This window comes from Rhizobium sp. 16-488-2b (assembly GCF_017741815.1).
GTDB lineage: Bacteria > Pseudomonadota > Alphaproteobacteria > Rhizobiales > Rhizobiaceae > Rhizobium.
This window is the reverse complement of sequence record NZ_JAGHMF010000036.1, coordinates 510,726-533,029: the sequence shown is the minus strand read 5'-3', so window position 1 is coordinate 533,029 and position 22,304 is coordinate 510,726. Positions and strand designations below refer to the sequence as shown.

At 61.6% G+C, this 22,304-nt stretch carries 17 protein-coding genes; 5 read left to right on the top strand and 12 right to left on the bottom strand.

The annotated features are described in order from the left end of the window. The 4 genes from J5286_RS28795 to J5286_RS28780 form a co-directional block, all read right to left on the bottom strand. Window positions 1-1,134, bottom strand: coding sequence for an ABC transporter permease (locus J5286_RS28795; protein WP_209193355.1), 1,134 nt, complete (start codon window positions 1,132-1,134; stop codon window positions 1-3). A gap of 1 nt (window position 1,135) precedes the next feature. Further along, the gene (locus J5286_RS28790; protein ID WP_209193354.1) at window positions 1,136-2,143 is read right to left on the bottom strand and encodes an ABC transporter permease; all 1,008 of its coding nucleotides are present in this window, start codon (window positions 2,141-2,143) and stop codon (window positions 1,136-1,138) included. A 108-nt stretch (window positions 2,144-2,251) separates the two neighbouring features. Beyond that, on the bottom strand, window positions 2,252-4,339 hold the full coding sequence (locus J5286_RS28785) for an ABC transporter substrate-binding protein (protein ID WP_209193353.1): 2,088 nt from the start codon (window positions 4,337-4,339) through the stop codon (window positions 2,252-2,254). Window positions 4,340-4,463: 124 nt separating this feature from the next. Beyond that, the gene (locus J5286_RS28780) at window positions 4,464-5,930 is read right to left on the bottom strand and encodes an alpha-glucosidase/alpha-galactosidase (RefSeq protein WP_209193352.1); all 1,467 of its coding nucleotides are present in this window, start codon (window positions 5,928-5,930) and stop codon (window positions 4,464-4,466) included. A 201-nt stretch (window positions 5,931-6,131) separates the two neighbouring features. On the opposite strand from J5286_RS28780, the gene J5286_RS28775 reads away from it, so the two are divergent. Next, complete coding sequence (locus J5286_RS28775; RefSeq protein WP_113236099.1) at window positions 6,132-7,022, top strand: AraC family transcriptional regulator; 891 nt, start codon at window positions 6,132-6,134, stop codon at window positions 7,020-7,022. Window positions 7,023-7,038: 16 nt separating this feature from the next. Here J5286_RS28775 and J5286_RS28770 read toward each other — a convergent pair whose 3' ends face one another. Both J5286_RS28770 and J5286_RS28765 read right to left on the bottom strand, forming a co-directional pair. Continuing rightward, entirely contained in the window at window positions 7,039-7,488 is a 450-nt protein-coding gene (locus tag J5286_RS28770) for a YbaN family protein (protein ID WP_209193351.1), read from the bottom strand. Window positions 7,489-7,572: 84 nt separating this feature from the next. After that, window positions 7,573-9,654 carry an FUSC family protein gene (locus tag J5286_RS28765; RefSeq protein WP_209193350.1) on the bottom strand — a complete coding sequence of 694 codons (2,082 nt, stop codon included), beginning with the start codon at window positions 9,652-9,654 and terminating at the stop codon, window positions 7,573-7,575. Between the two features lie 150 nt (window positions 9,655-9,804). Here J5286_RS28765 and J5286_RS28760 point away from each other — a divergent pair, with 150 nt between their 5' ends. The 4 genes from J5286_RS28760 (at window position 9,805) to J5286_RS28745 (ending at window position 15,427) form a co-directional block, all read left to right on the top strand. Next, a complete protein-coding gene (locus tag J5286_RS28760; protein ID WP_209193349.1) occupies window positions 9,805-10,266 on the top strand; it encodes a MarR family winged helix-turn-helix transcriptional regulator in 462 nt (153 codons plus the stop codon). Between the two features lie 433 nt (window positions 10,267-10,699). Continuing rightward, complete coding sequence (locus tag J5286_RS28755; RefSeq protein WP_247749729.1) at window positions 10,700-11,914, top strand: HlyD family secretion protein; 1,215 nt, start codon at window positions 10,700-10,702, stop codon at window positions 11,912-11,914. A gap of 64 nt (window positions 11,915-11,978) precedes the next feature. Then, a complete protein-coding gene (locus tag J5286_RS28750; protein WP_209193347.1) occupies window positions 11,979-13,280 on the top strand; it encodes a glucosidase family protein in 1,302 nt (433 codons plus the stop codon). After that, window positions 13,265-15,427 carry a glycosyltransferase family 2 protein gene (locus tag J5286_RS28745; RefSeq protein WP_209193346.1) on the top strand — a complete coding sequence of 721 codons (2,163 nt, stop codon included), beginning with the start codon at window positions 13,265-13,267 and terminating at the stop codon, window positions 15,425-15,427. Before J5286_RS28750 ends, J5286_RS28745 begins: the two co-directional genes overlap by 16 nt. Window positions 15,428-15,513: 86 nt before the next feature. On the opposite strand, the gene J5286_RS28740 is transcribed toward J5286_RS28745, so the two are convergent. From J5286_RS28740 to J5286_RS28715, 6 genes are all read right to left on the bottom strand, one after another. Continuing rightward, on the bottom strand, window positions 15,514-16,536 hold the full coding sequence (locus J5286_RS28740) for an LLM class flavin-dependent oxidoreductase (RefSeq protein WP_112435316.1): 1,023 nt from the start codon (window positions 16,534-16,536) through the stop codon (window positions 15,514-15,516). Between the two features lie 478 nt (window positions 16,537-17,014). Then, window positions 17,015-17,161: a DUF1127 domain-containing protein gene (locus J5286_RS28735; protein WP_209193345.1), complete on the bottom strand. Its 147-nt coding sequence runs from the start codon at window positions 17,159-17,161 to the stop codon at window positions 17,015-17,017. Window positions 17,162-17,326: 165 nt separating this feature from the next. Further along, window positions 17,327-18,295: a 3'-5' exonuclease gene (locus tag J5286_RS28730; protein ID WP_209193344.1), complete on the bottom strand. Its 969-nt coding sequence runs from the start codon at window positions 18,293-18,295 to the stop codon at window positions 17,327-17,329. A 204-nt stretch (window positions 18,296-18,499) separates the two neighbouring features. Next, window positions 18,500-20,179 (bottom strand): ABC transporter permease, encoded by a 1,680-nt coding sequence (locus J5286_RS28725; protein WP_209193343.1) that lies wholly within the window; start codon window positions 20,177-20,179, stop codon window positions 18,500-18,502. Between the two features lie 28 nt (window positions 20,180-20,207). Beyond that, the gene (locus J5286_RS28720; RefSeq protein WP_209193342.1) at window positions 20,208-21,170 is read right to left on the bottom strand and encodes an ABC transporter substrate-binding protein; all 963 of its coding nucleotides are present in this window, start codon (window positions 21,168-21,170) and stop codon (window positions 20,208-20,210) included. Between the two features lie 28 nt (window positions 21,171-21,198). After that, the gene (locus tag J5286_RS28715) at window positions 21,199-22,272 is read right to left on the bottom strand and encodes an ABC transporter ATP-binding protein (protein ID WP_209193341.1); all 1,074 of its coding nucleotides are present in this window, start codon (window positions 22,270-22,272) and stop codon (window positions 21,199-21,201) included. Window positions 22,273-22,304 lie beyond the last annotated feature (32 nt).

Here is a 22,304-nt window from a genome sequence, read left to right as displayed (position 1 = left end):
TCAATAGGGATCGACCGCATCGCGCAGACCGTCGCCGAGCGCGTTGAACGCGAAGACGGTGACGAGCACGAAGCCGACGGGGGCGAGGATCCAGGGATAGGTGCCGATCACCGAATAGTTGGCGGTGTCCTGCAACATCAGCCCCCAGGAAATCAGCGGCGGCTTCACGGCGAAGCCGAGGAAGCCGAGGAAGGATTCGAGCAGCACGACGCTCGGGATATGCAGCGTGACGGCAACGATGACGTGGCTCATCACATTCGGGAAGATGTGCTGGAAGATGATGCGCCAGTCTGTGGCGCCGACGGCCATGGCCGCACGCACATAGTCGATGCGGGCGAGCGCCAGCGTCTTGCCGCGCACCTCGCGCGACATCTGCGCCCAGCCGAGCGCCGACATGACGACGATGACGAAGGCGAGGAAAACATTGGTCGGCGCCGTCACCGGGATCAGCGAGGTCAGCGCCAGATAGAGCGGCAGCTGCGGAAAGGCGAGCACGATCTCCACGAAGCGCTGCACCCAGGCATCGAACGAGCCGCCGAAATAGCCGGAGACCATGCCGACGGTGGTGCCGATGACGGTGACGATGAAGACGACGGTCAGCGCGATGGTGAGCGAGATGCGCGAGCCGATGATGGCGCGCGAGAGAACGTCACGGCCGAACTTGTCGGTGCCGAGGAAGTGCACCGGCTGCCCATCGACGGAGCCGAAGAAGTGGCGATCGGTCGGGATCAGGCCGAGAAGCCGGTACTCGGAACCCTTGACGAAGAAGCCGAGCAGGCGCGGATTGTCGTAATCGGGGCCGACGATCGGCTGGAACGTGACGGGATCGAGTTCCTCGGATTCGCCGAGCGCATAGACGCGCGGCGGATAGGTAAGATTGCCGTCCTTGTCGTGGAAGCTCACCATCTGCGGCGGCGCGAAGCCGGTATCGGTGGCCTTGGGGTCCATCGGCGCAAAGAAATCGGCGAAGACGGCCATCAGCAGCAGCAGACCGACGAGCACGAGACCCATCATGCCGGTCCAGGAGCGGCGTAGCCGGCGCCAGACCAGCGACAGATAGCTTTCATTGCCGTTCTGCAGGCCCTTTACGGTCTCTTCATGCGGCGGCGGGGGAGCGGAATCGAAGGCGAGCATATCAGGCTCCTCCGTACTGGCGGACGCGCGGGTCCAGCATGGCAAGCAGCATGTCGGCGATGATGTTGCCGACGATCAGCGTTGCCGAAAGAACCATCATGAAGGTAGCGGTGACATAGACGTCGCCGATCGCCATGGAGCCGACGATTGCCGGGCCGACTGTCGGCAGCGAGAAGATGATCGCCGTCTCGATTTCGCCGGTCAGCATGTAGGGAAGCACGACGCCCTGGTACATGACGAGCGGGTGCAGCGCATTGGGCACCGCATGGCGCATCACGACCGCGCTGCCCGACAGGCCCTTGGCGCGGGCCGTCTCGACATATTGCGCATTCAGCGTATCGAGCAGATTACCGCGCATGACACGCATGTTGTAGGCGAGACCGCCGAAGGTGGCGATGGCGACGACGGGCCAGACGTGGCTGACGAGGTCGACGAATTTCGCCCAGGACCACGGCGCTCCGCCATATTGCGGCGAGAAGAAGCTGCCGATCTCCGAGACGTTGAAGTGGAAAACGAGGAGGTAGACGATGATCAGCGCCATCAGGAAGCGCGGCACCGTCATGCCGAGGAAGGAGACGCCCGAGAGCAGGCTGTCGATCCAGCTGTACTGGCGGGTGGCCGCCCAGATGCCGAAGCCGATGCCGAGAACCGATGCGAAGATGTGACAGACGAGCGCGAGCAGCAGCGTGCGCGGCAGGCGCTCGGCCACGACGTCGGCGACCGGCTTGTTGTAGAACATGCTGTAGCCGAAATCGCCCTGGGTGACGATGCCCTTGATCCAGGCGAAATACTGAATGACCATCGGCTGGTCGAGGCCATGGGCGACACGGTAGGCCTGGGCCTGTGCGTCGGCGGCTTCGAAGGACGCGCCGCTCTGGTTGATCAGCTGCGACCTTATGTAGTCGGCATAGTCGCCCGGCGGAGCCTGGATGATCGCGAAGGTCACGATGCTCAGGATGATCAGGACGGGGATGGCGGACGCTATGCGCACGAGCAGGAAGCGTAACATCGGGCTCGTTTCTCCTTGCTGCCAGTCGCGCCTTTCGGTGCGGCCGGCTTGTTGATCTTGCCCGGCCGCGCATCACGCGCGGCCGGTCCGTTTCTTCGGGAGGAGAACTTAGTTGATCGGACCCTTTTCGCCGGGCTTGCCCGGCAGCTGTTCAGGGAACAGCTCGTACTTGCCCTGCTTGTCGGCGGCCACCCACAGGCGTTCGCGGATGACGGAGTCTTCAGCCCAGTTGAACATGAAGATCGGAGTTCCGGCAGGCACGTTCGAGAAGCGCTTGTTGATGATCAGCGCACCCGGATATTCCGTGAGCCCGACGGTATCGACGTTTTCAGTCGCGACCTTCTGGTACTGCTTCATCAACTCGACGCGTTCGTTGTTGTCCTGGCTCGTCTGGAACTTGGTGACGATATCAACGAGCTTTTCCTCGTAGGGCATCAGGTCGACCTTGCCGTCCTTGCCGGCGCGGTGCTGCCAGCTGGTGCGCGGACCGACAGGAGCGAGCTGCTCGGTGTTCTGCACCACGGAGGCCAGTTCCGGCGAGCTGCGCTGGATCAGCCAGTCGAAGCGGCCGCCGTAATGCGCGTCGTCACGCTTCGGACCGTCGAGGGCGTTCAGGATGACCTTGATGCCCAGCTTCTCCATCTGGCCGACGACGCCTTCGGCAAGGCTCTTGTCGGTGGCGTAGCCGTTGTTGACCAGAAGCACGATCTCGACGTTCTTGCCGCCTTCGGTCGATGCCGGGAAGTTCACGAAACCATCGCCGTCGGTATCCTTCAGGCCGACCTTTTCAAGCAGCGCCTTGGCACCCTTGAGGTCGAAGGGATAGTAGACGACGGAGTTGCGGTCGTAGAAGCTCGTGCCGGAAGACAGGCCGCCCGGATAGATCGCCGTGAACGGACCCTTGACGAGAGAGTCGCCGATCGCCTTGCGGTCGAGCCCCATGGTGATCGCCTTGCGGAAGTCCTCCTTGCGGTTCAGCTCGCGGACCGCCTGGCTGCGGGCATCCGGTTCACCCCAGCCGTTGCCGGAAAGGTTCATGCGCATGTTGTAGCCGATCAGGCGCGGGCCGAAGGCGAGACGGGCGGGTGCCGTCTTTTCGGCGGCACGCTTCAGCGATGCCACGAAGTTTTCCGGCTGCTCGAGGTTCGAGATGTCGCCGGAGCCGGCAACGGCCTGCACGTCGCGGTCAGCCCAGGTGGAGAGCTTGTAGTGCAGTTCGTTGAGGTAAGGCAGCTGGTTGCCCTTCTCGTCGACCTTCCAGTAGTAGGGGTTGCGGCGCATCACGATGATATCATCGGGACGATACTCAACCGGCACCCAGCCGCCCATCACAGGCATGTTCATGTATTCGGGCGGGAAGGCGTTCTTGAACTGGTCGTAGGTGTTCTTGGAATATTTCGGATGCTGGGGCTTCAGGATATGCGACGGGCCCGGGCAAAAGCTCGGATAGGCCATCGTGTAGAGATACTGCTTCGGGAATGCTTCCTTGAAGGTCCACTCGACGGTGTAGTCGTCGATCTTCTTCAGCGTGGTTCCCTCGCCGAAGGCCTCGGGCGAAGCGCCGCCGCCGAGCGGCGAGACGTTGGGATCGATGACTTCGTCTTCCCAGTAGAACATGATGTCGTCGGCATTGAAGGCAACGCCGTCAGACCACTTGGCGCCTTCGATCAGGTGCATGGTCAGCTTGTGGCCGTCCTCGGACCATTCCCAGCCCTTGGCGAGGTTCGGAAGCGGCTCAGTGTCCTTGGCTTCGACCTGGAAAAGCGGTGCGGTGCGCGTCAGGCATTCGGAAAGGCCGATATCGATGCCGCCCCAGCCCTGCGTTTGACCGGCGCCGTAGTTCCAGCCTTCCGGCCGGCCGCCGATGACGTGGCGCAGCGTGTCGCCATAGACGCCGACGCCGTCGACCATGTTCTCAGTCTTGAAGACCAGCGGCTCCTTGGGGAGACGGTCCTTGACGGGCGGAAGCTTGCCGGTATCGACGAAGTTCTTCTTCACCCACTCCGGTTCGTTATACGAGGGAAGCGCCTTGAACTCCTCGATGGAGTCTCTCGATACGTAATTGATCTTGCCCTCCGCCGGAAACTGCGGCGGAACGGGCGGTGTCGTCGGCTCGGAGGCGTACGCGCTCAAAGCCTGGACCGAGACGCTCAGCGCCAGTCCGGCCAGAATGCCAAGGTTGCGGTAGTGTCTCATCGTCTCTCCCTTTTGTATCGGGACGCTTGTCGGCTGCCCCGGTTCTCCTCAACGATCCGGAAACGGGCTTGCAGCGATGGCGTCCCCTCCTTGGAACGCCATCGCCACCCGTCCTCCGGGGAACTTACACGGCCTGCTTGAGCGCCGCCTTCTCGGCGCGGAGCTCATCGATCGAGCGGACGTTGCGGCGTGCCGCACCTGCCCATTCACGGGTCTTCACCGTCGATTTCGCCAGACGTTCCTTGGCGGCCGGAACCGCATCCGCATATTGCGGCAGCCAGCGCGCCTGGGCGACAACCATTTCATCGACCATCTGCCAGACCTCTTCCGGTGTCGAGACCGCGCCGACCAGCGGGTCGTGCAGGACCGCGAGCTTCAGGAGATCGATGTCGCCGCTGATGGCGGCATGAACCGACATGCGCTGGACGTTGATCGAGGCCATGCAGGTCGCGGCACAGGCTTCCGGAATAGTGATGCCGGAGACCATGTTGATGCCGAAGCGATCGACAAAGCCGGGCGATTCGATGATCGCATCCGATGGCAGGTTGGTGATCACGCCGTTGTTCTTGAGGTTGAAGTGACCGCGGTAGACCCGGCCCGTTTCCAGCGCCTCGAGAATGTGGCTGGCGTGCTCGTTGGAGCGCTTGGCCGGATCGATCGGCTTTTCGGCCGAAGCGAGGAACTGCGGGAACTCCGTCTCGAACCAGTTGCGGGTTTCGGTGGAGTGGCGCAGATAGCCGCCGGTCTCGCCGTGGATCCAGTCGGACATGTCGATCCACTTGGTGATCTCATCCGGCCGCTTGCGGTACCAGGGCAGGTATTCCGAGAGGTGGCCGTTGCTCTCCGTCGAGTAGACGCCGAAGCGCTTCAAGACGTCGATGCGCAGCTTTTCCTGCTTCGAGAACACCGGATGCGCCTCAAAGGCGGCAACCAGCTCGTCCTTGCCGATTTTGCGGCCGTTGAGCTTCAGATCGACGAACCAGGTCTGGTGGTTGATGCCCGAGCAAATGTAGTCGAGCTCGGAGACAGACTTCGCGCCGAGCACTTCGGCGATCTGTTCGGCGCCGTGCTGGACGCCGTGGCAGAGACCGACGGTATCAACCTTGCCGTATTCGATCGCGGCCCAGGTGTTCATGGCCATCGGGTTCGCGTAGTTCAGGAACTTGGCGCCCGGCTCCGCAACTTCGCGGATATCCTTGCAGAAGTCGAGAATGACGGGGATGTTGCGCTGGCCGTAGAGAATGCCGCCGGCGCAGATCGTGTCACCAACGCACTGGTCGATGCCGTATTTCAGCGGAATTCTGATATCGTCGGCATAGGCTTCGAGACCGCCGACGCGCACGCAGCTGATGATGTAGCGTGCGCCAGTCAGCGCTTCGCGGCGGTTGGTCGTCGCCGTCACCTTGGTCGGCAGTTTGTTCGATGCAACAATCGTGTCGAGGATCTGCTTGATCATCTGCAGATTGTGCTCGCTCATGTCGGTGAGCGCGAACTCGATGTCCCGGAATTCCGGAACGCACAGAATGTCGGTGAACAGCTTTTTCGTGAAGCCGACGCTGCCTGCGCCGATGATAGCGATTTTGAAACTCATGATCCTAGCCTCGATGCGATTAAAATGCCGGGATTGGATAACAGGAAGAAGAATAGGCCGCGGGCTTGCGTCCAACGCCGAAAAAGGCCAGAAATCCGGCTTATCCTCCTCCCCGCCGCTCCATAAGCCCGGCGGTGCTCTCTCTCTTGGGGCGGATTATGCGTAAAATCTTCGGGGCCGCCAGAGAAGGATTATGCTTTCATGGGTAATTCTGTGCTGCAGGATTTGATCGATCGCGGACCGTCCATGCGCACGGTTTCGCTGCCGCGCGGCCGACAATCCCTGCACACCATGCCGACAAGCACCGGTTACGAGGTTCGCGAGAATGCCACCTATGACTGGGACGGCCGCAAGCGCGGGCAGACACCTTTTACCGTATTGCAGCATACGATCAGCGGCGCGGGCAACCTGCGCTACGAGAATCGCGAGCTGCGGGTGAAGGAGGGCGAGACGCTGCTGGTGCTGGTGCCCCACAATCATCGCTACTGGCTGGAGGATGGCGATCGCTGGGAGTTCTTCTGGATCTCGATGAACGGCGAGGAGGCGCTGCGCATCCACCGCTCCATCCTCGCCGTTACCGGGCCAATCTTGAAACTGCAGCCGCAGACGATCGAGCATCTTGCCGATTGCAGCCTGCGGCTTATCACCGGCGGCGAGACGCCGGGGCTTGCATCGTCGATCGCCTACGAGGCGGCGATGGCGCTTTATGACGACGTGTTCGGTTCGCATCCCGTATTCAGCGAGGAATACCGGACGATGCAGCACGTGATCGATTACATCACCGACAATCTGGAAAAGCCGCTGCCGGTGGAAGACCTTGCAAGGGTGGCAGGCCTCAGCCGCGCGCATTTCTCACGCATGTTCGCCGCCAACGAAGGCCTGCCGCCGGCCGAATACGTGCTGCAGAAGCGGCTGAAACGCGCCGTGAAGCTGTTGACGAAGACCGCCCACATGCCTGTCAAGGAAGTGGCGATCCGCTCCGGCTTCGAGGATGCCAACTATTTCTCCAAGGTGTTCCGTCGCGTTTATGGCACCAACCCGACGGAATTCCGCACCACTGGCATGTATGCCAGCGTCGGCAAGCCGCGCTGATAGCAGTCGGGCAAGATCAGTCCGCGGGCCTATCCGACGCAGCGCCATGATCGGCGCCCGAAGGCGCAGGTGCGGATGGCAGCGGCCGCGACCCGACATAATAAGCACAGCCGCCGATCAGCAAGCCGACGAGAAGCGCTAGCCATATGCCTGGGCTTGCCGCGATGTAAAACACCACGTAACCGCCAGCCATGCCGGTCAGCGCCATCGCCTTGGCGCGTATCGATATCGCGCCCTGGTCACGCCACGCCCGCAATGTCGGGCCGAATGTCGGATGGTTCAGCACCCAGGCTTCGAGACGAGGCGACGAGCGGGTGAAGCACCAGACGGCAAGAATCAGGAAGATGGTCGTCGGCATCAGCGGCAGCAGCGCGCCGATAAAGGCGAGTACCAGCATCAATATGCCAAGGACGAAGTATCCTGCACGCAAAGTGTAGGCGGTGACGCGGCCGGGTTTCACAGACATCTTCCGGTTTATAGAGGGCTGGATATCCCTTTCACGACAGCGTCGCGGAATGCAAGGGCATAGCCGTCTTTCCGGTGCCCGGCACTATTCCGCCGCTTCTCGCAACGCCAGCGGCTCGATATCGTGAAGCTGCTCGGCATCGGGGAACAGATTGTGCCGGAGACCGACCAACGCCATCAGGACCTTGCGCACCGCCGCCGATGACCTGACAGGGGCGCGAACGGTATCGATCGCCGCATCGACCGCCTGCAAAAGCGAAGAGGCTGGCTTCGTCTCGGCCCTGCGCCGTCTTTCCATATATAAGGATGCAACGGCATCGAGGACCTCGTCCACGGCTGCGCGTTGATCGGCGAGAAGCAGGCCCTTGTAGCCCTGCAGATCGACGATGCTGGTGCCGACCCGCATGTCCTTCAGCATATCCGCCTGGATGACGGCGGAACCCTCCGCGATCGAGGCGAGACGCGGCGCCATCAGCGAGAGCCGATCCAGCATGGTATAAAGCAGGGATTGGGGATCGCGCTTCTGAGACTTGCGCGCCACAGAAGCGATATCCGTCCAAGCCGCCTTCAAGAGCCTGCGCGCACTCCACTCCGCACCGACCGAGCGAACCACGGCGGCAATGCCGATCGCCATCAGCGTTCCGAGGATCGTCGAGAGATTGGTATTGAGGAAGGATGCGAGATCGAGGCTTGGCCGCGATTGCAACGTCAGCATTGTTGGAATGTTGGCGGAAAGGGCCATTCCGAGCAGGAAAGTGGATGGCCGGGCGATCAGCACGCCGAGCGGCAGGAAGAGGAAGCTCAGCGCCAGCATCAGCGAGGAAAACCCGCTCAGCACGGGCATGACCGCGAAGACGAAGACGAAACTCAAGACGATCGCGATCATGCTAAAGATCATGAACTTGCGGATGATCGGCGTCGGATTGTCCATGGCGGCGAAGAAGCAGATGAGAATGCCTGCAATCACGGGCGCCCCGGCGCCGCTGCTCCAGCCCGTCATGACCCAGAAGACCGTTCCGAGCACAATGGCCAGCGCCGCCGAAAAGCCGGAGAAAAGCGCCATGCCGTAGTCTTTGTGAATCGGACGCGCGGCCGCCGGCGCGAACCCGAACAGCTGTTTTTTCCGGGCGTGCGGCGTTCCCGAGGCGATATCCTGGCGCAAGCCGACGCAGTCGTTCCAAATCTCAAGTAGGTCGCGCAGCCGGGCCGCGAAGTCCAGCACGAGGAGGTCCTGCCACCGGCTTGAAGACGTCGCACCGGCCTCAAGCGCCTGAAGCGGCGCTAGAAACTCGCTGTAGTGCTCCGCCAGCATACGCTCTTTTGTCCGCATCCATTCTTCGGCATCAGCGATCAGCTTTTTAACGGCGGGAGCGTGCTCATACTCCGTCCTTGCGAGCGCGACATCCGCGTCGACGAGACCGGACACCACGGGCAAGAGCGTGATCATCAGTCTCTGCAGTTCGCGCGAGGCGCCGACGAGATCGCTGTGGCTTGAGGTGTCGTAGGACACGTGGGTCGTGAACATTCTGATATCGGCGGCTTCAGCCGCAAGACGGCGGGAGGTCCGCACCAGCGTGGGGTCCTCGGGGCGCCTGTCGAGTGCTGCGGTGATCAGGACAGATGCATCGTTCAGCCAGGCATCGATGCGCGCCGTCAGCACCGGCCCGGCGTGGCGCGGGAAAACCACCCTGTTGATGACGGCAGCACAGATGATGGCGACGAAGATCTCGATTACGCGCGAGGTGGTATAGGTGAAGACCGTCTCGGGGTTGTTCACCAGCGGAAAGCTGGTGAGCGCGGTCGTATAGCCGGCCAGCATGAACCCATAGCTGCGTGGCGTGCGGTCGAGCAGACTGATCGCGAGACAGAAGGCGACCCAAAGCGCGATCGCCAAGGTCAGCAATTCCGGCGCATTCACGAGATTGGGCACGAGGACGATGCTCATCGCCCCACCCACAGCCGTGCCAGCCAGGCGGTAAACCGCCTTGGACGTGCTTGCGCCCGATAGCGGATGCGCGACGATATAGACGGTCGTGACAGCCCAATAGGGGTTGGGCAGGTCAAAGCACAAGGCGATGAACAGCGCCAGCATGGCCGCCATGAATGTCTTTAACGAGAAAACCAGGTCCCATGTATCGGGGACCCATGTGAGCTTCTTGCTTGCCATGAAGAACCGGAGGGAGCGCAGCCGCTCGCATGAATTAGATCGCCTACGTACTATTCGCATACGAATTAAAATAAAACAATATGCTTTACTGCGCGACCGCGCGCCTTTAGCGCTCTTCCATCAAAGATCAGCGCCGCGAGGACAGGCAGGATGGCGAGACAGGCAAAACCTTTGAGCCGCAGGGCGGCGATCACTTCCAGCCTGCTACAGGCAGGAAGCATCTGGAAACGGATGGCGGAGAAAGCGCTGGCCGAAGATGGAATCTCGGCATCGCGCGCCAATGTGCTCATTCTGGTCAACCGCTCCGGCGGCGGCGTGTGGCAAGTGCAGCTTGCCGACAGCCTGGGGCTCGCCAGTCAATCGCTGGTCCGCCTGCTGGATGAACTGACAGCGAGTGGCCATATCGAGCGTAGGGACGACCCCGCCGACAGGCGTGCCAAAACCATATGGCTCACCCGAGAGGGACAGGAACTGGCCGATCGCATCGAGCTCGTGGTGGCGTCATTGCGAGAAAGGGTGCTCCGGAACATCGACGACACCGACATTGAGGCGGCCTACCGCGTTCTCGATGCCATTGTACGGGCGAGCAGCGAAAATTCTACTGGTGATTGATTTCAATAAGAGCTGACTCAAAACCTTCACAGATAAAGAGAACGAACCACTCAATAACGAATACGTTTCTCAACTATTGATGTCATTATTGCAACAGCAACAGAATCAAATAGAAAATTTCAGTCAATACATCATTTTGAATGCCAACATTTTATTTGCTTGAATATTTGGACTACTATAAAAGACATTCAAAATAAAAAACACCGCCATGGAAACGCCCTTCAATTTACCTGCAGCATGATGATGTCAGGATTGAAGAAGATGAAGGCCGCAACCACGAGTATCGATCCGAGGGACCGTAAGATACTGTCTGTATCGCGTATCCTAGGTTATGCGTTCGCATTTATGCTGATCTTCATCATCGCGATGGCGATGATCCCCAACCAGTTCTTCATCGTCTCGACACGGGCGGTGATCATCTGCACCGGTGCAGATGATCGCCTCGCCCATCTACGGCAGGGTGGACAAGATTTCTTTGCAGGTCGGCCAGGTGGTCAATCTCGGCGACGTAATGGCGACGGTTTCAAACCCCAACCAGGATCAGACATCGCTGACCGGGCTCAGGCTTGAGAAGCTGGATCTGACCGAAAAGCTCAACAACACGACGAGCGTGGCAGCCGAGCGCACCGAGCAGCTGAACAAGGTCAAGTCGCAGATCGACAGCGTCAAGGCCGGCGTTTTGAGCGAGCTGTCGGCGGTGATCGTCAATTCCGAATTCAATGTGCAAAACTATCAGGCCCGCCTCGCCGAACAGGACGCGCTGCTGCAGCGCCAGCAGACGCTGCTGAAAAAAGGCCTGATCTCCGATACGAGCCTCGAGCCGCAGCGCCAGAAGCGCAATGCAGCCCAGGCCGAGCTTGATTCCGCCAAGGGCGAGCTGCGCCGCAACGAGATTGTACAATCGCTTGTCGGCCGCGATATTTATACCGGCGGTACCGTTGCCGCGAACCTGCTGACGCTCGAGATGCAGCGCACGAAGCTCGCCGGCGACATCGCCGAGGACAATATCGAAATCAACCAGATGTCGGAGCGCAAACAGCAGGTCGAAAACCTGATCTCGCGCGAAGAAGGTCGCCTCGGCAAGACCGGCGCGGCCGAAGTCACCGCCGAGCGCCACGGCCAGATCGTCAGCGTCGACGCATCCTTCGGCGATTTCGTCATGCAGGGCCAGCCGGTGGCCAAGTCGCTCGACTGCACCGAGGCCTTTGCCGCTGCCGTCTATCGAAGCCGTGATGTGACCGCGCTCGAGATCGGCACGCCCGCCATGGTCAATTTCCGCAGTCTCGGCGTGAAGCGCAGCGGCCACATCTACAAGATCGTCCGATATTTCAACTCCGGCCCCGAGAACCGCTATTTCGCGAAATTCCCCGAGGCCGAGGGGCATGAAGTCTATGTTCTCGTCAAGATCGACGAGCCGACAGCCCAGGACGGCAGCGTCGCCCAGCAGAACAACGACAAGTTCTTCGGATGCCACGTCGGTGAGGATGTCATCGTCTCTCTCGGCGAGACCATCACCTCGCGTATCGCGCGTTACTCGATGGCCGTCGTTGCCGGGCTGACATCGCCGGCGAGCATTCTCTCGGCATCCACATCGCTGGATAAGGGCACCGGTCCGCGACTGCCGACCAACAAGACTGCGACACCCTGAAGAGCCAAGCTGAACGTTTATCTGCGTATCGCGAGGGGCGAAAATGAAGGGCATGAACTCGTCAATGGGTGAGGTTTGGCGCGCGGTGGTCGCATCACTCCTGGCCGCCTTATTGTTTGCGGCAGTAATCGGCACCGCGCGGGCCGATGACACAGGCAACAAGCAGCTCGCCTGCTCGATGTGCGACGCGCTGGCCGCGAAGATGACGGGCGAGCCCGAACAGCCCTTCGTCTTTCGCAGCTTCGAGCCAGCCAATGGCGGTTCGGCGTTGCATCCGTCGCTGGAGAACACCGGTTTCACCTACGACAATGCACTTGCGATGATGGCGCTTTACGGCTGCCAGCGCACGGCCGAAGCGCGCCGCGTTGCCGATGCGCTGGTGGTCGCGCTTGAAACCGACCGTCACTACCACGACGGACGCCTGCGCAACGCCTATCGCTCGGGGGCAGTCGTTCCGGGCAAGGAAGGCATGCTGCTTCCAGGCTATTGGAGCACGGCAAGCAACTCCTGGATCGAGGACGGCTATCAGGTCGGCACGGCCACCGGCAGCACGGCCTGGGGCGCGCTTGCGCTGCTAATGGCTTATGAAGAGACCAACCAGCAGGCTTATCTCGACTCCGCCCGCAAAATCATGGACTGGATCCACCGCAGCACAGCCGACCCCAAGAATGACGGCTATTTTGGCGGCTTTTTCGGTCATGAACCGACGCCGGAGCGGATGACCTGGAAGTCGACGGAGCACAATCTCGACGTTTACGCGGCCGACAGCTGGCTCGCCCGACTGGATGCGGGTGGCGACTGGACGCACCAGGGCGACAGAGCGCTGCAGTTTCTGAAAGCCATGTGGAACGAGCCGGAAGGCCGCTTCTACATCGGCAGCGTGCCCGACAGCAACGCACCGAATGTCGGCATGTCGGGTCTCGACGCTGAACTCTGGCCGCTGATCGCAGTTCCGGAATTCAAGTCCAAGGCCGATCGCGTGATGGAATGGACCGATCTCAACCACGGCGTGGAAGGCGGCTACGACTTCAACAGCGACCGCGATGGCGTCTGGCTGGAAGGCACAGCGCAGGCCGCACTCGTGCTCCGGGAGACCGGCCACCCCGAGAAGGCCGAACCGCTTTTCGCCACCATCGCCAAGCAGCGCGAACCCGGCGGCCTCGTCTACGCCACGGAAAACGAACAGCTGACGACGGGCCTGCAGGTCGGGCCGAACTCCGCGCCCGGCGACTTCAAATACTACCGACTGCCGCACATCGGCGCGACCGGCTGGGCCGTTCTCGCCGCTCTCGACATCAACCCCTTTGTCGGCCTGAAAGGCCATGCGAAGGCCAGTAGCAAGGATAGTCCATGTCCCCCGAAGTAGTCACCTTGTCGGACTCGATTCTCTTCTCACTGCTGGCGATAGCCCTGATCATGGGCTGCGCCTGGCTGCTGGATGCCAATCGCGGCAAGGACCGCGTCGTCTTCGGCACGATCCTGGTCGTCATGCTTCTGAACTATCTCTATTTCCGCATCACCAAGACGCTGCCGGATTTCGAGTGGAGCCCCTATGCGATCTGGCCGCGCTTCTATCTTGGCTTCGAAGTGGTCGTCATCTTCTACACGGTGCTTTCGATCATCTTTTTCTTCAAGCGGACCGACCATAGCGCCGCCGCCGACGCCAGCGAAGCGCTCATCGCGCAGCATTCGCGCCACCCAGCCGTCGATATCTTCATCTGCACCTACAATGAAGAACTCTCCATTCTCGAGCGTACCATCCTTGCCGCCAAGGCGATCGACTACAGCAATTTCACGGTCTGGGTGCTGGATGACGGGCGTCGCGACTGGCTGGAGAATTACTGCAACGAGGTCGGCGTGCGCTATCTGCGCCGCAACGACAACGTCGGCGCCAAGGGCGGCAATATCAACAATGCGGTCAGGCGCTCGGCCGAGGACACCAACGCGCCCTTCATCCTCATTCTCGATGCCGACTTCGCGCCGCAGCGAGGCATCCTGAAACGAACGGTGGGCCAGTTCATCGACACCGAGATCGGCCTGATCCAGACGCCGCAGTTTTACTACAACGCCGATCCTGTGCAGCATAACCTCCTTGCCTCGAAGGCATGGGTCGACGACCAGCGCATCTTCTTCGACGTCATGCAGCCCTCCAAGGATGGATGGGGGGCCGCCTTCTGCGTCGGCACATCCTGTATCGTGCGCCGTGATGCGCTCGATTTGATCGGTGGCATGCCGCAGGAAACGGTGACTGAAGATATCCACCTCACCTATCGCCTGATGCAGAAGGGCCTGAAGACGCGCTGGCTCAATGAACGCCTCAGCGTCGGCCTTTCGGCCGAGAGCCTCTCGGGCTACATCACCCAGCGCTGCCGCTGGTGCCTGGGCACGATCCAGGTGGCGCTTCTGAAGGATGGACCGTTTCTCGGTCGCGGCTACACGCTGATGCAGCGGCTGCACTATTTCCACGGCCTGCTCTTCTGGTTCTGCCGGCCCTTCATCCTGCTCCTGATGGCCGCCCCCCTGCTCTTCTACTTCCTCGGCCTGCCCGCCATTCTGATGGAGCCGGAGGCATTCTTCCTCTATGCGCTGCCGATGGTCGCCGGCATGTGGACATTCCATTCCTGGGTTTCCGGGCGGCGCAGCCTGCCGCTATTTACCGAGGTGTCGCAGATGGTGTCGGCCATTCCGATCACCATCGCCCTCATCCACGCCCTCTTCCACCCCTTCGGCCGGCCATTCAAGGTCACCGCCAAGGGCGAGGATCGCGGGCGCGTGGAGGTGCTCTACCCGATCGCCGCGACGTTCTTCGCCATTATCGTGCTGACCTTCGTCGGCATGCTCAACGGACCGCTGCTCGGCACCTACAACGATCTCGACGGCTTTAGCGTTGCCTGGGGCATGGTCGTCATGGTCTACGCCTTCGTGTCGATGCTCGTCTGTATCGAACTCCCCCGCCCGCCCCTCGAAAAGCTTGAGCTTGCGCTCGCCCGCGAAGGTCAGGTCGCCGGCGGCGGAAAGGCGGCTCCCTGCATGATCGATACGATCTCGGTCGATACGGCCAAGATCACGATGCGCGAGGAGAGCGCGCTCAGCCAGATGCGGCTCGGCGACATCCTGATCTTCGCGCCCTTCGACGATTTCGACGTCGCCGGGCAGATCACCAGCATGGACCGGGCGAATTCGGGCCTGTCGCTCGCGATCGTCGCCATCAGGGACCGGCGCGACGATTATGAGATCAAGAAGGGCGCCGAGGACATCAGGCGCAAGATGGTGCAGCGCATGTTCAGCGAGATGCCGGAGGTTATGCCTGCGCGCGCCTACCCTGTTCTCGCCGTTCAGGGGCTGATGCAGCGCATGTTCGCACGGCCGGCCGTTCTGGTCGGCGACATCGAGCCCTATACGCTGAATGGGCGCCAAGCACCGCGCAAGTTCCACAAGCCGCGCTTCTTCTCGCCGAAGGTTCCGCTGCTGCAACTTGGCGGCGGCGCCACTCCGCCGGCGGCGGCCGAGTAATCCGGCCTTATTGACGCAAAGAAAAATGCCGGGCCTGCTGGAGGTCCGGCATCTCTGTTAGCGGGTAGCCGTCGGGCCGAAGCGGTTCAGCGCCAGCCCAGGGCGGGCGCGACGTGCTTCAAGATCTGCTCGACCACATGCGCGTTGTAGTCGACGCCCAGCTGATTGGGCACGGTCAGCAGCAAGGTGTCGGCCTCGGCGATTGCCTCATCCTTGGCCAGTTGCTTCACGAGGGCATCGGGCTCGGCGGCATAGCTGCGGCCGAAGATCGCCCGCGTCTTCTCGTCGATGAAGCCGATCTTGTCGTCGCCCTCCCCGCTGCGGCCGAAATAGGCACGGTCGCGATCGTCCACCAGCGCGAAGATGCTGCGGCTCACCGATACGCGCGGCGTGCGCGTGTGGCCGGCTTCCTTCCAGGCTTCGCGGTAAGCGCGGATCTGCGCCGCCTGCTGCACATGGAAAGGCTCGCCGGTCTCGTCATCCTTCAGCGTCGAGCTCTGCAGGTTCATTCCAAGCTTGGCTGCCCAGACGGCCGTGGCATTCGAGCCGGAGCCCCACCAGATGCGCTCGCGCAGTCCTTCGGAATGCGGTTCGAGGCGCAGCATGCCGGGCGGATTTGGGAACATCGGACGCGGGTTCGGCTGGGCGAAACCTTCGCCGCGCAGGACATCGAGCAGGACCTCCGCATGGCGGCGGCCGATATCGGCGTCAGACCCGCCCTCGGGCGGCTGATAGCCGAAGTAGCGCCAGCCGTCGATCACCTGCTCCGGCGAGCCGCGGCTGATGCCGAGCTGCAAACGCCCACCTGAGATCAGGTCGGCCGCGCCAGCATCCTCGGCCATATAAAGCGGGTTCTCGTAGCGCATGTCGATGACGCCGGTGCCGATCTCGATACGACTGGTCTTAGCGCCGACCGCGGCAAGCAGGGGGAACGGCGATGCGAGCTGGCGTGCAAAATGGTGAGCGCGGAAATATGCGCCGTCGGCCCCAAGCTCTTCGACAGCAACCGCAAGATCGATGGACTGGAGAAGCGCGTCGCCCGCCGAGCGTGTCCCGGATTGCGGCGACGGTGTCCAATGTCCGAAGGAGAGGAAACCGATTTTCTTCATGATATAGCACCGTGGAAGCGTGATTGACGAATTCATGCTTCATCGCACAGTTCCGGCCGCGGATACAGCGGTCCGGGTGTGACCACAGTGTCAACGCATCGTCGCGTTGAACGTCAGTTTCACGTCTATAAGTATGGCCCAGAATCGAAAAAGCCTGCCGCGGGAGGAGGTGCGGCAGGCTTTCGAAAAGAACCGAACAACAGCTGGGAGGAGGAGTGCTGTTGTTCCTCAGGCGACCCTGGGAGGAGGAGTGCGGCGCCTGAACCACGAAGCTTTGCGGGAGGAGGTGCATCGCTTCGTTGAAATTGACTATATCCAATTCCTGTTCATTTTCTAGGCATCATTGTGCAGTGCAGCCATGCATCAGGCGCATGGAATAAAAATCGTCGCGCATGTGAGTTGTTTCGCGGACTAAAACGCGGAAACGCCCGCTGCGATCGAGCGGGCGTTTCCGGATTTGAATGTGTCTGCGAAAGGCTTAGAGCGCTACCGAAGCGCGGGCTACGGCGCGAATGTCGCCGCGGTCGATACCGAGGTCGTTCAGTTCGCGGTTGCTCATGCGGCCAAGTTCAGTGACGGTCTGACGGTACTTGCGCCAGTTGTTCGGGCTGCGTGCTACGTTCATGATGATCCCCTTTCCTGAGGTTCGCTTGACGTCAGCAACCGTGATTGGCTCCGGCGTCGTTTGATGTCGCTAATATAGGTGCTTCTTTTTGAGCAAAACAGCGACAATACATCACGCCACCCATGCATGAAATGCAGAGGTCACACCCTCGTGAACGTTCGAGAATTACGCCCTGAAGCGCTCGAAGGCCGTCAGGCGTCGGATTGGCGGATCGGCGTCCGGCCAGCGGTAGATATCCGACCGGAGAAAGGCGAGCTCATCCTCAAGCGCTTCCTCATCCACCTCGACCCACCAGGACTTCGGACGACCGTCGCTGCCGTCCGACCAGCGATAGCTGCGCGCCTTCAGGTGATCCTTCATGTCGAAGGGGCTGTTTTCGGCATAGATGCGGATGCGCGCGTGTTGGCTGGCCGCATAGAGTTCCGAAAACGCGGTGCCAGCGCCCGCATCCTGGCAAAGCACTTCGAGCAATGCGAAACAATCGTCGACGGCGCGATGGCCATCGTGGAAATAACCCGCCTGGCCTATAAGATAGCCAAGCTTCGTCCCCTCGAAACCACGGGCCGACCAGTCGATTTCCGCATTGGAACAGGCCCAGGCCTTGCCGGCGAAAATCTGTGAGAAGGCCTCGCAGAACGGCCGGTCAAAGCCCGCATTGTGGGCGATGACCAGGTCGGCGGGCTCGATCAGGGCCTGCAGCGCCCCGAGATCGATTTCCTGGCCGGCGACCATCGCATCGGTGATGCCCGTCAGCTTGGTGATCTCTGAAGGTATCGTCACCGTCGGCTGCTGCATGCCGCCGTACACGCCGGTGACGTCGCCGATATTGCCATCGTGGTCGAAGCTGAAAGCGATGACGCCGATCTCGATGATCTCATCCTTGCGATGACTGAGACCGGTGGTTTCGGTATCGAGGATGACGCCACGGAGCGGAAAGCCGGGGCGCGGTGTTGCTGCGACGGCGCGTGGCTCGAGCTTCTTCAAGATTCGGTAGCGACCTGTTTCAAGCAGGCAATCGACCATGCCCTGCTCGCTGACATCGCTTGGAGGCTGCCTCTTCAGCGATACCTTGCGCGCCGTCTGTCCGGAGGACTGGCTTGCGCCGCCCGAGAACATGTCGAACTGTTCTGCCATTATCCCTGATCTCTGCCGTCGTCCCCGTTTCGCCGCCGCAGCGAACGAATCGAGTGGATATACCCGTAAAAACAATGGGGAAATCGAGCCGATCGGCAAGGATAATCGGCAAGCAAAGGCAGCCTGCGCCGGCAAAGCCCACATAGGCTGTGGACAAAACGAGGGGATCGGCGGCCCCGTCACGGTCGGCAACGAAGCGGGAAACTACTCCGCGACGAGCCCGCTGCGCCTCAGAAGCGACAACAGAACCAGCGGGATCAGCGTCGTCAGGACGACGGTAACGAAGGCCATCGCCATGCCGAGACCGATCGATCCCTGTTCGAACTGCCGCCAGATGAAGACCGAAATTGTCTGCATGCCGACGGGCGCGACCAGGATCGACGCGACGAGTTCGCGGGTGGCGACCGCGAAGACAAGCAGCATCGCCGTGACCAGGCTCGGCGCGATCAACGGCAGCAGGATGCGGCGAAACGCGGTGAAGGCGCTGGCGCCACAGACGCGCGCGGCGGCTTCGAGATTGTCGCCGATCTGGTGCAGCGCCGCCGTGGTGTAGCGCATCGGCTGCGGAAGCAGGATGCAGCAATAAGCGAGAAGCAGGATAAGCGGCGTGTTATAGGGCGTGATCGGTAGCACCGGCTGGTTCCACGCCAAGATAAGCCCCACGGCGACGACGACGCCGGGCAAGGCGTTCGGCAGGGCCGTCAGAATATCGAGCATCATGCGGCCGCGGAACCGGGTTTTTGCCACCGCGTATGCCGAGACGGCGCCGAGCATGCCGGTGAGCAGGGCCGTGCCCAATCCGAGCGCGAAGCTGTTGCCGAGCGCCCGGAGCGCGCCGGCACTGTTATCGGCGATCGCGGCGAAATTGGAGAGGCCGAGGTTGCTGACGGCGAGGCCGCCAGAGATGGTGTTCGACAGCGCGGTGGCCAAGATCGCCAGAAGCGGAATTACGGTGGCAAGCGTCGTCACGAGGCCGAAGAGGATGAGCACCGGAATGGTGAGTATTCCAAGCGGGCGCTTGTCCTTGGCCTGCGGCTTGCCGCCTGTCGTCACATAGGAGCGGCGAGCGAGGATCCAGCGCTGCGCCATAAAGGCGGCGAGCGACAGGATCACCAGCATCAGCGAGAAGACAGCGGCACCGGCAAGGTCAATGGGCCAGTCGGAAATACGCAGATCGATCTCGGTCACGAGCACATCAAAACCGGAACGCCGCCCAAGTGCCGCCGGCGTACCATATTCCTCGATCGCCGCGGCGAAGACCAGAAGCAGGCTGGCGGCGAGCCCCGGGGTCGATAGCGGCAGCGTGATGCGCCAGAAGGCGCGCCAGGAAGACGCGCCGAACACGCGGCCCACATCGGCATAGCGCGCGCCGACCGCCTCGATCGTACGCGAGACCGCGAAATAGACCAGCGGAAACGTGTTGAGCGCCATCACCGTCGTCATCCCCGCCAGGGAAAACAGGAAGGGCGCAAGGTGAATGCCGGTCAACTGCTGCAGATAGCCGCGCGGCTGCAGCGTCATGATCCAGCCGAGCGTCGCGATATAGGGCGGGATCATGAAGGGAACGAGCAGCGCCACGTCCCAGAAGATAGCGAAGGGTACCTTGAACAAGGCGCGAAAGACGGCAAGCGGCACGGCCAGCAACGCGGCCGCCAGCATGACGCAGATGCCGAGAATGACCGAATTGCCGCCCATCCGCAAAAGCTTGGGATCGGACAACATCTCGGGAAGGTGCAGGAACGGGGCGGCGAGAGAACTCCGCCCCAGTTCAGGGAAAATCGCCTGGAGGACGATGAAGACGAACGGCACGGCCACGACGACAATCAAACCCGATGTCGCCGCCCATGCTATCGGCCCGGTGCCGGCTGTGCCGTTCGCTTTCATGCTCTTCAGTCTCGATTACTCTTCAGTCTCAGTTGCCGGCAGCGAAGATCTTGCCGAATTCCTTCAGCGTCTCGTCACGCTTGCCGTAAACGGCAGCGGCGTCGATCTGCAGAACCTTGAGATCGGCAACCAGCGGACGGTTTGCAGGGATGTCGCTACGGGCAGGCATCAGGTAGGTGGCGGCGACCAGCTTCTGGCCTTCGTCGGACAGCATGTAGTCGATGAACTGCTTGGCTTCATCCTGATGCTTCGACCAGTTGAGGATCATGGCCGGGCGCGGCGCGACGACGGTGCCGGAAGCCGGGAAGATAACGTCGATCGACTCGCCCTTTGCCTTGCCGGCGAGTGAGATGTAATCGACGGCACCGAATACGGCGGCCTTCGCACCCTGGAGAACCGGGTTCAGGGCTTCGGCATTGGCGCCGGCGACAACTGCGCCGTTGGCATCGAGCTTGGTGAAGAGGTCCCAGCCCTGGCTACCGGCAAGCGCGGCCACCAGTTCGAAGCTGGCACCCGACTGGGCGGGATCCGGCAGGTTGACGAGATCCTTGTATTCAGGCTTTGCGAGATCGGCCCATTCGGTCGGCTTCGGCGTGTTGCTTGCCGGGTTCCAGGCGATGCCGAGTGCGGAAACGCCCTGGGCAACAGCCGTCTCGGACTTGAGGAAATCAGGAACCTTGGCAGCGTTCGGGCTCGTGTAGGACACCAGCCAGCCACGCTTGGTGAAATCGGTCGCCGTATCCCAAGAGGCCGAAATCAGCACGTCGACGACGGGATTGGCGGCTTCGGCTTCGATGCGCGCCATGATCTTGCCGGTCGTTGCCTGGAACACTTCGACCTTGTGGCCGGTCTGCTTGGTGTAGCCGGCGGCAAGCTTCTCGATCAGGCTGCCGGGGCCGGCGGAATAGACGGTGATGTCAGCGTGGGCGACGCCTGCCGCAAGTACGCCAGCGATGAGGGCGAAGCCCGCACCAAGAAATGATCTGCTCATATGTGCCTCCATAAGTGTTTGATATGCTTTAGTTACGCGTGAACCAGCGCATGTCTCCGCTATCGATGACGAGGTTGACCACCTCACCCGCGACAGCGCGCTGACGCGCCAGGAATGTGAGTTCGCTTGCAGCCGGCCGGGCGCCCAGCGCAACCGTGGTCAGATAGCCATCGCCACGAAACTGCGAGTGGACGACTTCGGCGGGAAAGCCTTCCCCCGACGTCAGGCGCACGGCCTGAGACGGCAGCAACACATGGGTCGCGCCGGCGGGAGCATTGTCGTCTTTGAGGACGATACCGGTCTGGTTGAGACGCAGACCGCCCTCATCGCGGGCGACGGGAACGACACAGCCGAGGCGCAGGAATTCCGCGACTTCGGGCGTCGCCGGCGCGCTCACCAGCGTCTCGGGCGCCGCCATCTGCTCGATAACACCGCCGCGCATAACGGCAACCTGATCGGCCAGCGAAAACGCCTCGCTCTGATCATGGGTGACATAGATCGCGGTGAGGCCAAGATCCGACATCAAGGCGCCGATCTCACGCACCATGGTCTCACGAAGCTCGCGGTCGAGGTTCGACATGGGCTCGTCGAAAAGGACGATAGCCGGCTCGGCAACGATGGCGCGGGCAATTGCAACGCGCTGCTGCTGCCCGCCGGACATATCGCTGATGCGCCGGACGCCGAAGCCGCCGAGACCGACCCGTTCAAGTGCTGCCGCAACACGCCGCTCGCAATCCTTGCGGCCGACGCCGCGCATCTCCAGCGGAAAGGCGATATTGTCCGCGACGCTCAAATGCGGCCAGAGCGCATAGTCCTGAAACACCATGCCGAGACCGCGCTTTTCCGGCGGCACGAACAGACCACCGGCGGCATCGGCCACCACGCTTCCGTTGATCTCTACGCTACCCTTGGTCGGCGCCAGCAGGCCTGCGACCAGACGCAGAAGCGTGGTCTTGCCGCAACCGGACGGGCCGAGCAACGCCAGAACCTTGCCCTTTTCAAGCGCGAGATCGACGTTATCAAGAACCGTGTTTGAGCCAAAATGCAGGCTGAGACCCGACACCGACACGGCGGCTGGTTGTGCAGAAAAATTGGTTATCATGACTATCAACGGAAAGAAATTTAGCCGCTTAT

Coding starts and splice junctions, on each gene's coding strand:
- J5286_RS28740 (WP_112435316.1), bottom strand. CDS start 16,536: ATGAAGAAAATCGGTTTCCTCTCCTTCGGACATTGGACACCGTCGCCG.
- J5286_RS28775 (WP_113236099.1), top strand. CDS start 6,132: ATGGGTAATTCTGTGCTGCAGGATTTGATCGATCGCGGACCGTCCATG.
- J5286_RS28760 (WP_209193349.1), top strand. CDS start 9,805: ATGGCGAGACAGGCAAAACCTTTGAGCCGCAGGGCGGCGATCACTTCC.
- J5286_RS28785 (WP_209193353.1), bottom strand. CDS start 4,339: ATGAGACACTACCGCAACCTTGGCATTCTGGCCGGACTGGCGCTGAGC.
- J5286_RS28715 (WP_209193341.1), bottom strand. CDS start 22,272: ATGATAACCAATTTTTCTGCACAACCAGCCGCCGTGTCGGTGTCGGGT.
- J5286_RS28780 (WP_209193352.1), bottom strand. CDS start 5,930: ATGAGTTTCAAAATCGCTATCATCGGCGCAGGCAGCGTCGGCTTCACG.
- J5286_RS28730 (WP_209193344.1), bottom strand. CDS start 18,295: ATGGCAGAACAGTTCGACATGTTCTCGGGCGGCGCAAGCCAGTCCTCC.
- J5286_RS28790 (WP_209193354.1), bottom strand. CDS start 2,143: ATGTTACGCTTCCTGCTCGTGCGCATAGCGTCCGCCATCCCCGTCCTG.
- J5286_RS28745 (WP_209193346.1), top strand. CDS start 13,265: ATGTCCCCCGAAGTAGTCACCTTGTCGGACTCGATTCTCTTCTCACTG.
- J5286_RS28735 (WP_209193345.1), bottom strand. CDS start 17,161: ATGAACGTAGCACGCAGCCCGAACAACTGGCGCAAGTACCGTCAGACC.
- J5286_RS28750 (WP_209193347.1), top strand. CDS start 11,979: ATGGGTGAGGTTTGGCGCGCGGTGGTCGCATCACTCCTGGCCGCCTTA.
- J5286_RS28720 (WP_209193342.1), bottom strand. CDS start 21,170: ATGAGCAGATCATTTCTTGGTGCGGGCTTCGCCCTCATCGCTGGCGTA.
- J5286_RS28795 (WP_209193355.1), bottom strand. CDS start 1,134: ATGCTCGCCTTCGATTCCGCTCCCCCGCCGCCGCATGAAGAGACCGTA.
- J5286_RS28770 (WP_209193351.1), bottom strand. CDS start 7,488: ATGTCTGTGAAACCCGGCCGCGTCACCGCCTACACTTTGCGTGCAGGA.
- J5286_RS28755 (WP_247749729.1), top strand. CDS start 10,700: ATGATCGCCTCGCCCATCTACGGCAGGGTGGACAAGATTTCTTTGCAG.
- J5286_RS28725 (WP_209193343.1), bottom strand. CDS start 20,179: ATGAAAGCGAACGGCACAGCCGGCACCGGGCCGATAGCATGGGCGGCG.
- J5286_RS28765 (WP_209193350.1), bottom strand. CDS start 9,654: ATGGCAAGCAAGAAGCTCACATGGGTCCCCGATACATGGGACCTGGTT.